The 13958-nt window shown below is 72.3% G+C and carries 10 protein-coding genes; 3 read left to right on the top strand and 7 right to left on the bottom strand.

From position 1 onward, the window contains the following. Nucleotides 1-34: 34 nt before the first annotated feature. From ACIPSJ_RS18585 to ACIPSJ_RS18575, 3 genes are all read right to left on the bottom strand, one after another. Complete coding sequence (locus ACIPSJ_RS18585; RefSeq protein WP_359206505.1) at nt 35-397, bottom strand: carboxymuconolactone decarboxylase; 363 nt, start codon at nt 395-397, stop codon at nt 35-37. Between the two features lie 164 nt (nt 398-561). Then, nucleotides 562-780, bottom strand: a complete 219-nt coding sequence (locus ACIPSJ_RS18580) for a cold shock domain-containing protein (protein ID WP_359206507.1) — start codon at nt 778-780, stop codon at nt 562-564. A 9-nt stretch (nt 781-789) separates the two neighbouring features. Further along, entirely contained in the window at nt 790-3465 is a 2676-nt protein-coding gene (locus ACIPSJ_RS18575) for a SpoIIE family protein phosphatase (RefSeq protein ID WP_359206509.1), read from the bottom strand. Nucleotides 3466-3685: 220 nt separating this feature from the next. Between ACIPSJ_RS18575 and ACIPSJ_RS18570 the strand changes: the two genes are divergently transcribed. Further along, a complete protein-coding gene (locus ACIPSJ_RS18570) occupies nt 3686-4348 on the top strand; it encodes a hypothetical protein (RefSeq protein WP_359206511.1) in 663 nt (220 codons plus the stop codon). 27 nt (nt 4349-4375) lie between these two features. Here the strand turns inward: ACIPSJ_RS18570 and ACIPSJ_RS18565 are convergent, their stop codons facing one another. Both ACIPSJ_RS18565 and ACIPSJ_RS18560 read right to left on the bottom strand, forming a co-directional pair. Further along, entirely contained in the window at nt 4376-4939 is a 564-nt protein-coding gene (locus ACIPSJ_RS18565; RefSeq protein ID WP_401346930.1) for a PQQ-binding-like beta-propeller repeat protein, read from the bottom strand. Further along, nucleotides 4939-6540, bottom strand: coding sequence for a protein kinase (locus tag ACIPSJ_RS18560; RefSeq protein WP_401346927.1), 1602 nt, complete (start codon nt 6538-6540; stop codon nt 4939-4941). Before ACIPSJ_RS18560 ends, ACIPSJ_RS18565 begins: the two co-directional genes overlap by 1 nt. A 313-nt stretch (nt 6541-6853) precedes the next feature. Here ACIPSJ_RS18560 and ACIPSJ_RS18555 point away from each other — a divergent pair, with 313 nt between their 5' ends. Next, the gene (locus ACIPSJ_RS18555) at nt 6854-7402 is read left to right on the top strand and encodes a DUF4232 domain-containing protein (protein ID WP_359206514.1); all 549 of its coding nucleotides are present in this window, start codon (nt 6854-6856) and stop codon (nt 7400-7402) included. A gap of 23 nt (nt 7403-7425) precedes the next feature. Here the strand turns inward: ACIPSJ_RS18555 and ACIPSJ_RS18550 are convergent, their stop codons facing one another. Further along, nucleotides 7426-7773 (bottom strand): cupin domain-containing protein, encoded by a 348-nt coding sequence (locus ACIPSJ_RS18550; protein WP_359206516.1) that lies wholly within the window; start codon nt 7771-7773, stop codon nt 7426-7428. A 280-nt stretch (nt 7774-8053) separates the two neighbouring features. On the opposite strand from ACIPSJ_RS18550, the gene ACIPSJ_RS18545 reads away from it, so the two are divergent. Further along, nucleotides 8054-10735, top strand: a complete 2682-nt coding sequence (locus ACIPSJ_RS18545) for an Ig-like domain-containing protein (RefSeq protein ID WP_401346925.1) — start codon at nt 8054-8056, stop codon at nt 10733-10735. Nucleotides 10736-10794: 59 nt separating this feature from the next. Here ACIPSJ_RS18545 and ACIPSJ_RS18540 read toward each other — a convergent pair whose 3' ends face one another. Further along, nucleotides 10795-13914 (bottom strand): FG-GAP-like repeat-containing protein, encoded by a 3120-nt coding sequence (locus ACIPSJ_RS18540; protein ID WP_401346921.1) that lies wholly within the window; start codon nt 13912-13914, stop codon nt 10795-10797. Nucleotides 13915-13958 lie beyond the last annotated feature (44 nt).

The following is a 13958-nucleotide window of genomic DNA, read 5'->3' as shown; positions in this document are numbered from 1 at the left end:
CGGCCGCACGGCGCGGCCGGGCCGCCCAGGCGTGTCAGATGCCGGTGCGGCTGTCGGCCTCGGCGCGGGCGATGGCCTCGGCCTCGCTGGTGGCGAGGTCGAGGGCGACGCCGAAGGCCTGGGCGATGTGGCCGGCCGCGGACATGACGCGTGCCGTGCCCACGACGGGCGCGATGGCGACGAGGAGGTCCTGCAGCTGCTCGACGGTGAACTGGGCCTTGATCGCGGGGTTGACGTGGGCCAGATAGGAGATCGCCGGGGCGTCCATGGCCACGAGCGCGGCGATCCGGCTGAGGATGAGCGTCTGCTCGTCCATGTGGCAATGCTCGACGGAGTCGATCGTCATCGCGGCGATCGTGTCGAGGACGGGGGTGTCGAACTCAGGTGCAGTAGCCATGACGAGACTGCCTTCCGGTTCCGGTGCCGCAGGGAGCCGGACCGCCACCCGCCTCACGCGGGGCCCCCGTCATGCCCGGCGCGGTGATGAGTCCAGCGTAGGCATCGGCACGCGGTGACGCGCGGTGAGCCGGACGGCGGGGCCGGCTCGCGCGCGAGGAAGCGTCAGGCCGGCCGGGGCACGACGTCCACCGCCCGGTAGGCGTAGCCGTCCTGCCCGGAGCGGGGTTTCTCCCACCGGAGGTCCACCCGCTGCCCCGCCGACAGCGACACGCCTCTCGGGAGGTCGGAGAAGTGGGCCCAGCAGCCGCCGGGTGTCTCGGGAGAGTCGAGTACCCCCCACCCTTCCTCGTCGTGCCATGCACGGACCGTCGCGATCACCATGCGGCGACTCTACGGGGCCGCGTGGCCGAGCCGCTGCTCGGTCCAGATGACCTTGCCCGCGGAGGTGTAGCGGGTCCCCCAGCTGTCGGCGAACTGGGCCACCAGGAAGAGGCCGCGGCCGCCCTCCTCCATGGTGGTGGCCCGGCGCAGGTGCGGGGAGACGCTGCTGCCGTCGGCGACCTCGCAGATCAGGCTGCGGTCGTGGATCAGCCGCACCCCGATGGGGCCGGTGGCGTGCCGGATGGCGTTGGTGACCAGCTCGCTGAGGGTCAGCTCCAGGGTGAACGCCTCCTCCTCCAGGCCCCAGTCCCGCAGCTGCTCGGCGGCGGCGGCCCGCACCCCGGCCACGGCCGCGGGGTCGGACGGCACCTCCCAGGACGCGGTGTGCTTGTCGTCGAGCAGCCGGGTCCGGGCGACGACCAGGGCCACGTCGTCGCGGGGCGGCCCGGGCACCATGGCGTCCATCGCCGCCTGGCACATCTGGTCCGGGGTGCGCCCCGCCGGCTCGACGGCCCGGCGCAGCCTCTCGATGCGCTCGTCGATGTCGTGGTGCCGGTCCTCGACCAGACCGTCGGTGTAGACCACGATGCTGCTGCCCTCGGGCAGGAGCACCTCGGTCTTCTCGTACGGCAGCCCGCCCAGCCCCAGCGGCGGTCCGGCCGGTACCCCGGGCAGCCGGGCCCGGCCGTCGGGGTGCACGAGGATGGGTTCCAGATGGCCCCCGCTGGCCATCGTGCACCGGCCGGAGACCGGGTCGTAGATCGCGTACAGGCAGGTGGCGCCCGTGAGCGTGGGGGTCTCCGGGTCGCCGTCCCGGTCCTGGTCGATGCGGGTGACCAGCTCGTCCAGGTGCCAGAGGAGCTCGTCGGGCGGCAGGTCGAGCGTGGAGAGGTTGTGCACGGCGGTGCGCAGCTGCCCCATGGTGGCGGCGGCGTGCAGCCCGTGTCCCACGACGTCGCCGACGACGATCGCGACCCGCGCCCCGGGCAGCGGGATGACGTCGAACCAGTCTCCGCCGACGCCGAATCCGCCGAGCCCGGCCTCGGCCGGCAGGTAGCGGTGCGCCACGTCGACCGCGTTCTGCTCCGGCAGGGCGTGCGGCAGCAGGCTGCGCTGCAGCGTGACGGCCATGGTGTGCTCCCGCGTGAAGCGGCGCGCGTTGTCGATGCTCACCGCGGCGCGGGCGACCAGCTCCTCCGCGAGGGAGAGGTCCTCCTCGGTGAAGGGGGTCGGCTCCTTCGACCGCCAGAAGGTGACCACGCCGAGGATCGCCCCGCGGGCCCGCAGCGGAGCGGTGATCATCGAGTGGACGCCGTGTGCCAGGAGCCGGCGCGCCCGGTCCGGGTCCTGTGCCTGCCAGCCGGAGAACGCCGCCAGGTCGGCCTCCAGCACCATCTGCCCGGAACCGAAACCCGACGCCTGCGGGGTCGCGGGGTCGAAGTGGATGAGCACGCCGGGCGGGTAGAGCGGGACGTCCAGCCGGACGCCGCGCAGGGCGACCCGGCGCAGTTCGGCGGCGGGCATGTGGTTCGGTTCCTCGCCGCGCAGCACGGCGTCGGCCAGGTCGACGGTGGTGTAGTCGGCGAACCCGGGCACGGAGAACTCCGCCAGTTCCTCGGCGGTGCGGGTCACGTCGAGGGTGGTGCCGATGCGTATTCCGGCGTCGTAGAGCAGCCTGAGCCGTTCCTGGACCACTTCCACGCGGCCGATCAGCGCACTGAGTTCGGTCGTGTCCCGGAGCGTGGCGACCCAGCCCCCGGGGCCGGGCGGCCGGGCCATCGGGCGCTGGCTGATGGCCAGCAGCCGGTCGCCGACCTCGATCACCTCGTCCGTGGTCGCCCGGCCGGACAGGAGGAGCTGTTCGGCCCCCGGGTCCAGTCCCAGCTCCGCGACGGGCCGGCCCTCCAGGTCGGCCGCGAACCCCAGCAGGCGTCTGGCCTCGTCGTTGGCCAGGAGCAGCCGGCCCCGCGGGTCGACGATCAGGACACCTTCGCGCACCGAGTGCAGAACGGCGTCGTGATGCTCGTACATGCGCGTCATCTGCACCGGTCCGAGACCGTGCGTCTGGTGGCTCAGCCGCCGGCCGATGAGGGCGCTTCCGCCGGTGGCCGCCGCGAGCACCAGTCCCGCGGCCCCCAGGACGAGCGGCACCTGCCGGCCGGCCGCCGAACTCACCTGGTGGATGGTGATCCCCGCCGACACCAGCCCGATGACCTTGCCCTTCGCGTCGGTCACGGGGACCACGGTCCGGACGGAGGGGCCCAGCGTGCCGACGGTCGTCTCGGTGACGATGCCGCCGTGCTGGGCCGCCGTGATGCTGCCGATGTAGTGCTGCCCGATCTGGGCGGGGTTCGGGTGGGTGTAGCGGATGCCCGTGGGGGTCATCACGACGACGAAGTCCACGTGGGAGCGTTTGCGGGTCTCCTCTGCCTGCTGCTGGAGCGCGGCGCCCGGACGACCGTCCGCCAGCGCCTGCCGCACCGTGGGGGACGACGCGACGGAGGACGCCACGGCGAGCGTGCGGTTCTGCGCCTCGCGCTCGGCGTCGCCGCGCGACTGCAGCAGCAGGGCGAGGACTGCCGCCGCCACGAGAACCAGGACGACCGCGACCTGCAGAACGAACATCTGGCCCGCAACGCTGCGTATCCCGCGCCGGGACCACATCCGCAGGAGCAGTTGGTGCATACGGCTCATATAACACCAAAGGGGTAAGGAGACATCACCCCTGGGACGGCACGCATTCGTCGACGAATGCGTGCCGTATCCACGCGGGCACCTTCGGTGATCACCACCACGCGTGCGCCCGGTACGACATGTGCGCCTTTCACTCCGTGCCCCGCGCGGTAGGGCCGAACCGGGGCAGGGGAGTATCTGCTCAGTCGCCGCCTGCCTCTGAGGGGTCGTTATGCGCTCTGCCCGCCGTCTCGTGCCACCCGTCGTGTTCGCCTGTCTGTTGCTGACGGGGTGTAAGTCCACTTCGCTGGGCACGTCCACGCCGTCCGGGAGCGGCGGTCCCTCAGCGGCGGTGCCGGGCAACGGCGGCGCGGGACGGGCGATCGCGACCGGGGCGGGCCCGCAGAAGCACTACACCGTGCAGCAGCAGCCGGCGGCCGGCTCGTGCCACTACCGCTACGAGCACGGGGAGCCGCTGGAGGACCCGAAGTGCACGCCCGGCGCGATCTCCCCGGCCGTCACCCAGGCCGACCTGAACTCGACGATCTGCCGCAAGGGCGGCTACACCTCCGGCGTGCGCCCCTCCGCGTACGTCACCGGCAAGGAGAAGAAGCTCAACGCGGTCTCCTACGGCTACACGGGCAGCGCCTCGGAGGCCGAGTACGACCACCTCATAAGCCTCCAGCTCGGCGGCGACCCCAACGACTACCGGAACCTGTGGGTCGAACCCGCCGACCCCGGCCACAGGAGCAGCCAGGGAGTCAACAACAAGAAGGACCCGGTGGAGACCAAACTGCACACCGCCGTCTGCGCCGGCCGGGTCACCCTCGCCGCCGCCCAGCAGGCCATCGTCACCGACTGGACCACCGCCCTCACCCGCCTCCACCTGCAGTGAGCCGGTCGCTCGGGCAGTTCGGTCGGGTCAGTCGGGGCCGTCCGGACTTCGGGAGAAGGCCGTGTCGCCGGCTGTCGCCACGATCGCGTCCTTGATGAGCAGCACGCGCGGCGGATAGGCCTGCGTCTTGTCCCCCGGGTCGGCCAGTGCGGAGGTGCGCCAGACCTCCGCCCCGGTGCGGCTGTCCAGTGCCAGCAGGCGGCCGAAGCGGTTGGCGAAGTAGACCCGCCGGTACGTCGCCGACACCGCGGGCGCGGACAGGCTCTCCACGTCCGTCACCTTCCGCCACAGCCGCTTGCCGCTGTCCGCCGACACCGCGGTGACCGACCCGTCGGACCGGACGAAGTAGACGACGCCGTCCACCAGGGTGGCCGCGCCGGTCAGCGGCTGTGCCAGCGGTATCCGGCTGACCTGCCCGGTCTCCGTGGCCACCCGCAGCAGCGCGTTGTACGGCCGCTCGTACCCGGCCTCGTACACGTCCTTCGCGGTCTGCGGGGCGAGGAACAGCGGCTGCCCGCCGACGGCGCCGAGCGCCTGCGCCTTCCTGGGCAGCGTGGCGATCTCGCTCAGGCTGCCGGGTCCGAGCTTCATCAGCCCGACGGGGGCCTGGCCGGCCTCGGTGCCCTTGGAGCACAGGGCGTAGGGGCGCCGCCCAGCGCCGACGGGGTGCAGTACTCGTCCAGCGAGGGCGCCCGCCACAGTTCCCTGCCGGTCGGCCCGTAGGCCACGAACTCCGCGCGGTCGGGAGACAGGGTCAGCAGTCCGCCGTCGTACAGGACCGCGTCGTCGGACGCGTTGACGTCGCGCTGCCACCGCCGGTGCCCGGTCGCGGCGTCGAGGGCCACCACGCGCCGGTTGCTGTCGTCCGGTTCCTCGTAGATGTAGACCAGCCCGTCGCGCGCGCCGATCGGCCGCACTCCCTGGGGGCGGGTGCCAGCCCGCCACAGGGTGCGGCCGGAGGCCGGGTCGATGCCGGCGGCGGTGAAGCCGGTACCGCCGCAGAAGAGGCCGCCGTCCTCCGTCACGCATCCGGAGGTGTTGTAGTCGACGGGGATGCCCTGCACGGCGTACCGCAGCTGCTTCTGCCACGGCCGCCAGCCGGCGGGCAGTGACGCGGCACGGGCGGCGGCCGTGGCGGTGGCGGTCCCGGAGGCGGCCGTGGTGGCCGGGGCGGCCACGAGGGCCGCCGCCCCGACGCCCAGCCCCGAGAGGGCCAGCACCGCGGCGAGACCGGTGAGCAGCATCCGGGTTCGGCGGCGTTTCCCGGTACCGGCGCCGGCGGTGACGTCCGTGGCGTCCGTGGGGGTGGTGGCCGTGCCGCGGGACGTGGGGCGGCCGGGCGGCTGCGCGGACCGGCCGGTCCGCGGGGACGCGGTGGCGTCGGACTCCGGCAGCTCCTGGAGCATGCGGTGGATGTCCGCCAGTCCCGGCCGGGCGTCCGGCTCCTTGTCCAGGCAGCGCTCGACGATCTCCAGGAGCGCCGCGGGCACCCCGCCGAGGTCCGGGGTCCCGTACACCACCTGGTAGCCGGTGATGTACGGGCTGTCGGCGTCGAACGGTCCCGTGCCGACGGCCGCGAACACCAGCAGCGAGCCCAGCGAGAACACGTCCGAGGCCGGGGTGACGTCCCGGGGAGCGGCCAGTTGTTCCGGCGACATGAAGGGCGGGGTGCCGATCATCCGCCCGGTCGTGGTGAGGAGCTGGTTGTCGGCGGCGCGCGATATCCCGAAGTCGATGACGCGCGGGCCGTCCTCGGTCATCAGGACGTTGCCCGGCTTGAGGTCCCGGTGCACCAGGCCGGCCCGGTGGATGTCACGCAGCGCCTCGGCGAGCCCCAGCCCCAGCGCGCGCAGCCGGCGCAGGCTCAACGGGCCGTCCTTCGCGACGACTTCGGCGAGGTTGAGCCCCGGTACGTAGAGGGTCGCCATCCACGGCCGCTCGGCGTCCGGGTCGGCGTCCACGACCGGCGCGGTGAAGGCGCCGCTCACTCTGCGCGCCGCCGCGATCTCCTGCCGGAAGCGCGTGCGGAACTCCTCCTCCTGGGCATACGGCCCGTGCACGAGCTTGACCGCGACCTGCCGTCCGGAGGCGGAGACGCCCAGATAGACGACTCCCATGCCACCCGCCCCGAGCCGGCCGAGAAGGGTGTACCCGCCTATGGACTCCGGGTCCCCGGTGCTCAGGGGCGTCATCGCCGAACATCCTTCCCAACGCCTGCCTGCCTCACGGGGATCACAGTAGGCCCTGCCGTCCCGGAAGCGGAGCCGTACCCGCCGCACCGCGACCGCCGGTCCCGTTCCGTCCGGCGTTCCAGGCAGCCAACGTTTCCGCAGCTCAGAGCCAGTTCGATCATTCCAGCGTCCCGAAACCCCCAGGAGGAATGGCGGGCGGGACGGAGCAGGCCACAGTCTTCGGTCATCCGGACACGGCACCTCACCGGACACGGCCGGTGCCCACACCTGCGCACTTCCGCACTTCCGCGCCTCCAGAGAAAGCAGTCAACTCATGCGTATCGCCACCCGCTTCGCCTCCCGCACGGCCGCCTCCTCCATGGTCGTCGCCGCCGCCCTCGCGCTCGTCGGCCTCCAGGCCACCGGGCAGACCGCCTCCGCCGCCACCGCGAAGGCCTCCTCGGTCGTCACCTGCACCACGGCGAACACCAAGCTGACCGTCACCCGGGTGTCCCGCCCGATCAACCACCTGCTGCTGAAGGCCACCAACACCGGTACCAAGCCCTGCTACGCCTACATCGCCCCCTTCCTCCGCGCCGGCGCCGACGCCCAGGCCCCGCTGGCGTGGGCCGAGGAGACGACTCCGCAGGCCGTGGTGACCCTCAAGCCCGGCAAGTCCGCGTACGCGGGCATCACCACGTCCACCCCCGAGGGCGAGGGCGGCGCCAAGGAGAAGACCCTGGGCGTCTTCTTCACCGACCGCAAGGGCAACGCGATCAACAAGGAGAAGACCCTGAAGCTCCCCAAGACCGGCATCTTCTTCAACAGCACCGCCACCGTCACCTACTGGCAGGACAACGCCGAGGACGCCCTCGCCTGGTAACCGCCCGCGCAGATGGTGCGGGGCTAGGGCGTGTCCGGGTAGGTGATCACCAGCATGGTGACGCCGTCCCGGGAGGTCCAGGGGCCGTGCGGCATGCCGGGCGGACGGCAGGCGTACATGCCGGCGGTGAAGGTCCGCCCGAGTGTCAGGTCGTGGAGCGCGCCCTCGACGAGGTACACCTCCTCCCAGAAGTCGTGGCGGGTCACCCCGTCCGCCGAGGTGTCGGTCCCCGGCGCCCAGCGGACGAGCGCGGTACGGGATCCGCGCCCGGGGTCCTCGGCCAGGACGCGTTCCTCGACACCCGGCCCGCCGCCGGGCGGGGTCCGCCACGGTCCGTCGGGGAAGTGGAACTCCAGCTCGGGTTTGCTCACGGCGCGGTTCTCCTCGGAGCCTTCTTGCTCGGGGATGCCGACCTTCATCGGCGTCATCGGCCTCGTCGGCATACCTCTTGTATACCGGCGCCGAGCTGCTCCGTACGGCTGGTTCCGGTGGGGGTCTTGGTGAATTGGGCGTGTCCCGGTCGGGGGCTCTCGGGATGAGCGGTAACGCGGTGTAACAGTCGTCTGGCCTGATCAGCGGGTTTTCAGGCTGCCCGCACGCCGACCGGACCAGAAGGAGTGGGATGAGCGAAACCCGAGAGGGGGACCCCTGTTGAACAGCCGCGTTCAACGGCGGGTCCTCACCGTCGTCGGCAGCATGCTGCTCATGCTGCAGTCGCTCTTGATCGTCGGACCCGCCGCCCCCGCGTGGGCGGGTACCGACCGGAGTCTCGCCACCAACGGCAACGAGCCGCACAACGCCACCGTCAATCCCCGCAGGCCGAGCCAGGTCGCCGTGATGCAGGGATGCACCGTCCGTATCGACAACCACTTCGGCAAGGACGGCTTCCCGATCACGCGGACGTCGACCCTCCCCTGCTCGGGCGACCCCTCCCTCGCCTTCGACTCGCGGGGGCGGCTGTTCGTCGCGCATCTCTCCACGAGTTTCAACACCGCCCCCAGCTTCGGGGTGGGCGTCGCCCGGATCAACGATCTGACGACCCCGGGGACCCAGACGTACACGGCGACCCAGGTGAGCGCGAACAGCGCCGTCAACGACGACAAGCCCTGGCTGGTGGCCGACACCAACCCCGCCAGCCCGTACCGGGACAACCTCTACGTCGTCTGGTCGCACCTCGGCACCCCGTGGCAGATCCAGTTCTCCCGTCTCGTGAGCGGGACCACTGCGTGGTCGGCGCCGAGGGTCGTCTCCGCCGCCGGTGAGGGGAACGTATGGCCCTCCCACGCGGCCGTCGGCCCGAACGGCGACCTCTACGTCGCCTACCACGCCAACGGGTGCGTCGAGGGGACCGACGGACTGCCCGGCCAGGGCACCACGCAGCTCCTCCGGGACGGCTCCGGCGGCGCCGACTTCGCCGCCGGCACGGTCGAGCAGCGGACGACGGCGTTCGGCGCGGGGCAGGCCACCATCACCTGCAACGTGGTGAGTTCCCCGGGCGGTGACATCCCGGGGACCGACTTCTGGCTCCAGGGCAGCATGCAGCCGTGGGTCCTGGCCGACCCGGCCCGGCCGGGGAACGTCTACGTCGTCGCCAACGACGACCCGAACAACGTCTTCGCGAACGGCGACGACGCCGACGTCGTCATCGCCCGCTCCACGGACAACGGGCAGACCTTCACCCGCGGCCGGGTGGACCACGGGCCGGGCCAGACCTTCGCCGTGATGCCCACCGCCCACATCGACCAGGACGGCAACGCCGTGGTCACCTGGTACGACAACCGCGGCGGCCGGCGCAATTTCGGCACCGGGCCGAACGGCACCAACAACTTCCTGCTGGAGCTCTACGGCACCACGAGCCGCGACGGCGGCCAGACCTGGGCGCGGGACTTCCGGGTCAGCGACGCCCTCTTCGACCCCGACCGCAACGCCCCCTGCCGCTTCGCGTGCGGCGCCGGCTCCACCCAGCAGACCCTGCGCATCGGGGAGTACAACGGGCTGTGGGCGACCGACGGAATCGGCTACGCGAGCTGGACGGGCAACAGCACCCCGCCGACGGCCACCACCCCGGCCCAGGGCAACCAGACCACCTACTTCGACGTCTTCTCGCTGCTCGGGGCCTTCCCCGACCGCTTCGAACCGAACGACTCGATCGACACCGCCGTAGCCACCGCGCTCGACACGCGCAACAGGGTCACCAAACCGCGCCTGACCCTGCACAACGCGACCGACGTGGACTTCTTCCGGATCGAACCCCGCCGCACCGGGCACCTGCGGGCCGCCATCGCCTTCAACGAGGTGATCTCCGGGCTGCAGATCCGCGCGTACGACAAGTTCGGCACCAAGGTGGCCACCGGTACCGTCGCCACCACCAGGCCGGGCAGTTCGACCAGCGGGCTCAGCATCCCGGTCGTCAAGGACCAGCCGTACTTCCTCGCGGTCAGCGACGCCGGAGTCGCCGACCCGACCAGTCCGGGTGACGCCTCGCCGACCGACCCGCCGCAGGCCACCTACGACCTCACCGTCGTCGACCACGCGGCCCCCGTGCCCTTCGGCCTCGACCTCGCCCGCAGGTCCGACTCGGGCCGCTACGACAACGACGACGTCACCAGGTTCGCCGGACCGGAGATCTTCCTCCGGGTCGACGACTCGGAGCTGCGGGCCGCGGGCATCCCGCTGTCGCCGCAGAACGCCACGGCCACCCTCGCCGACGACACCCCCGGCTACAAGGTGGCCGTGGAACGCGACGGACGGCTCGTCGGCTTCGCCCGGCCGGTGGACCCGGTGACCAGACCGGGGCTGTACCGGATCCGCCTGCGCCCCGTCCTGGCGAAGGGCGAGAACCAGATCACCGCGGAGGTGGTGATCGTCGACCGCTCCGACGACCCGGCCGTCCCCGGGGTCTCCCACGTCGTCGGTTCCGGGGCGGAGAGCGCCCACCCCCTGCTGATCACCCTCGACACCACCGCGCCGAGGCGCCCGCACGCCCCTGACCTGCTGGCGTCCAGCGACACCGGCGACCACCGGGACAACATCACGTCGATGGGCAAGCCCGCCTTCCAGGGCTGGCGGGCCGAGCCCAACACCCTGGTCCGGCTGATCGCCGACCCGGCGGGCCGCGACCGCCCGGCGGTGGTCGGAACGGACACCGTCACCTCACGCGGCGCGTACGAGGTCCTCAGCGCCCCGCTCGATCTGGGCAGGTACGGCTTCTCCGTACGGCTCGAAGACCTCGCGGGCAATGTCGGCCCGGCGTCACCGCCCCTCAGGGTGACCATCACCAAGCGCCCGCCCCCGGGCGGCGCGCACCACCCGAAACCCGGCCACCACCGCTGAGCGAAAGGCGCCCGGGGACATCAAGTCCCCGGGCGCCTTCGGCGGAACCGACTCACCGGCTACGAAAGGGCCTTGTAGCCGCTCCAGCCGCTCGCGATCTGCACCCGCGCCCCGAACGAGCCCTTTCCGTCGCCGCTGTTGCGCCACACCTTGCCGCCGGTGTCACGGGAGACCAGGTCCGGGCGGCCGTCGCCGGTGATGTCGCCGACGCCGACGACCGCGTTGTACGAGCCGCCCCAGTTCGTGAACACCTTGACGCGGGCGGCGAAGGTGCCGTCGCCCTTGCCGTCGTAGCGGTAGAGGTTGTCGGACGTGTCCTGGGCCAGGAGGTCGGCCCTGCCGTCGCCGGTGAGGTCGCCGGTGAGGTCGCCGGTGCCGACGATCTTCTTGTAGCCCTTCCAGTTGTCGTAGAGCTTCACGCGGGCGGCGAGCTTGCCGGTGCTCGTCCCCTTGTAGAGGTAGACCGCGCCGGTGGACGCGTTCCGCGCGATCAGGTCCGGGCGGCCGTCGCCGCTCACGTCGCCGGGCGAGGTGAGCGCGTTGTACTGCGTCCAGCCGCTGGTCCCGAGGGTGGTGTACGACGTCGACGGCTTGACCGCCTTCCCGCAGCCCGGCTTGTACAGCCGGAGCGCGCCGCTGCTGTAGCGGACGAGGACGTCGTTGCAGCGGTCGCCGCCGAGGTCGCCGAAGGGAACCGCCATGACGGTCGTGGCCCAGCCGGTGCCCGTGTACTTGTCGCCGAACTTCCCCGTCCCCGTGCCGCTGTGGAAGGTCAGTCCGCCCGAGGAGTTCAGGGTGAGCAGGTCGCCCCGGCCGTCCGGGCCGTCGGGGCTGACGAAGTCGCGGCGCACCGGGGCGCCGCGCTGCAGGAAGCCCTCACCGCTGGTCACGGTGTTCGCGGCGGCGGTACCGAGGCCGGTCGCCCTCAGGGTCCAGGTGAAATGGCCGTTGGGGAAGTAACTCCCGCTCGCCGTCGTGCCGTTCCAGGTCGCCGCCACCCGGGCCGGGGTCGCGCCGCCGGTGAGGGTGCGGGTGGCCTTGCCGTTCGCGCCGCTCTGGAGCGAGGTGAGGGTGAGCGACCAGGAGGTGACCGGGCGGGACAGCACCCAGCTGCCCTCGAAGGGCGTTCCCGGGTCCGTGTAGCTGCCGGCCGACGTCCTGAAGGCCGTCACGGCGGACGGGGTGATGCCGGTGGTGGTGACGTGGGTGCGCTCGTAGTCGTCGAACCAGGCGACCAGACCGGTGTACTCGTCGACCGTCCAGCGGTAACGGCGGTCCACGGTCAGGCCCTTGTCGGCCAGGCCGGAGGCGATCGTGCGGGTGGTGCCGGTGGCCGCCTCGGTGAGCACGAGCGTGTCGGCGGTGTGGTCGTGGCGGACGGTGAAGCCGTCGCCGAGCAGCACGTCGCCGGGGGTGACCGCGGTCGCCGTACCGGCCTTGGTGTCGTACACGCCCGCCGAGTCCGTCCCGCAGGCCCAGTACACCCAGCGGCCCGCCGCCTGGAGTTCGCTCGGCACGCAGGCCAGGCCCGGCACGGTCACCGTGGTGAGCGTCTTCTCCAGCGGGATGCTGTACGAGGTCAGCTTGCCGCCGGTGGTGGTGGCGCTCCACAGGGTGGAGCCGTTCAGGGCGGCGGCGCGCACGGACCGCTTCAGCTTCTGGCCCTGGCCGAACTCGCCGACGTACTGGGCCGGGGCGGTGCCGCCGGAGTCGTAGACGGCGTAGCGGTCGGAGACGTCGACGATGTGACCGCCCTGGCCGCCGAAGTCCAGGTCGTTGCCGCCGACTTCCGCCAGCCGGTCGTCGCCGAGGCTCTCGCCCTCGTCGGTGCCGCCGTTCGCGTCGAGGTAGACGTCCCGGGCGTCGAGGTTCCCCCACAGCGCCGAGCAGGTGGTGCCCTCGTACGGGCAGAGGGCCTGGTAGACCGAGCGGCTCGCCGTGGCCTCGGACGCCGTCAGCGTGGCGGAGCCGTCGGTGGTGAGGGTGCGCACGGAGGTGGTGTCCGCGGTGGCGGCCGGGTCGTCCTCGGCGACCCGCAGGCTGCCTCGGCTGAGCGCGATGCCCGTCTTGGCGTTCTCCACCGCCGGGGACTGCTGGACCTTCGTCAGCCGCGGCGTGCCGTCCGCGGCCTGGCTCACCCGCCGCACCCACCAGTCGGTGGCGTCGGTGCCGCCGGTGACCAGGGCGGTGCCGTCGCCGGCCGCCAGCGTGTAGGCGCCGGCGCTGTCCAGCAGGGTCCGCTGCACCGAGGGGTCGTCGACATCGACGGCGACCAGGCGGGAGCCGAGCGAGTCGGAGGACAGCGGGAGCAGCAGCCAGTCGCCGGCCAGGACCGGGTCGCCGTCGAGGGTGCCCGGGTGCGCGGGCAGGGTGACGACCTGGTCGGCGGCGGTGAGGTCGGAGCGGGACTTCAGGTGCAGGGTGAAGGTGCTGGTGTCGTACCAGCCGACCCGGTCGCCGCTCATCACGTAGTGGTCGGCGTCGCCGGCGCCGGTGAAGGCGACGGCGTTCACGGCCGAATCGACGTCGATGTAGTCGACGGACCCGCCCCGCGCCCACAGCACACCGTCGGAGTCCGCGGCGACGACCTCGTCGTCCTGGATGTTCGTCCACTCGCCGGTCACCTTGCGGGTGCGCCACGCGCCGTCGGCCTTGTCGATCAGGGAGTAGCCGGTGACGATCGTGTCCCCGGCCAGGCCCCGGTAGTAGCCGTGGCTGGAGCTCGCCCAGCTCACGCTCCCGGACGTGGCCGTGGCCGGGTCCCAGAGGGTGACGGACGAGGTGGTCAGGGCCGTCGGCAGGGCGACCAGGTCGCTGTCCGACCCGTACCAGGCCGTACGGCACTCGGAACCGAGGTTGGTGCAGCCGGTGTGCGGGGTGTAGACGCCACCGGCGTTCTCGACGGTCACCGTCCGGCCGGTCGTGTAGTCGGTCCACAGCAGTCCCGTCCTGCCGGTCTGCCGGTGCAGGAAGCCGGTGTCGCCCGCGACGTACGGGCGGTCGGCGCGCGGTGTGGCGGAGCTCGGGTCGGCCAGGGTGATCGCGGTGGTCTCGGCCTCGGTCGCTTCGGCCGAGCCGCCGCCCTCCGACAGGACGACGACGGACGCGGCCACGACGGCGAGCGCGAGCGAGGAGACGACGGCGGCCGGCCCGCCCCGTCTCAGGGCGTGTCTGCCCACGTGTTGTTCCCTCCCCCTCCACGAGGGTCCACAGCCCTCGCACA

Origin of the sequence: Streptomyces sp. NPDC090088 (assembly GCF_044747345.1) — a bacterium.
Lineage (GTDB): Bacteria > Actinomycetota > Actinomycetes > Streptomycetales > Streptomycetaceae > Streptomyces.
Note: the sequence above shows the minus strand (reverse complement) of the source record. Positions and strands in the feature narration are given on the sequence as shown.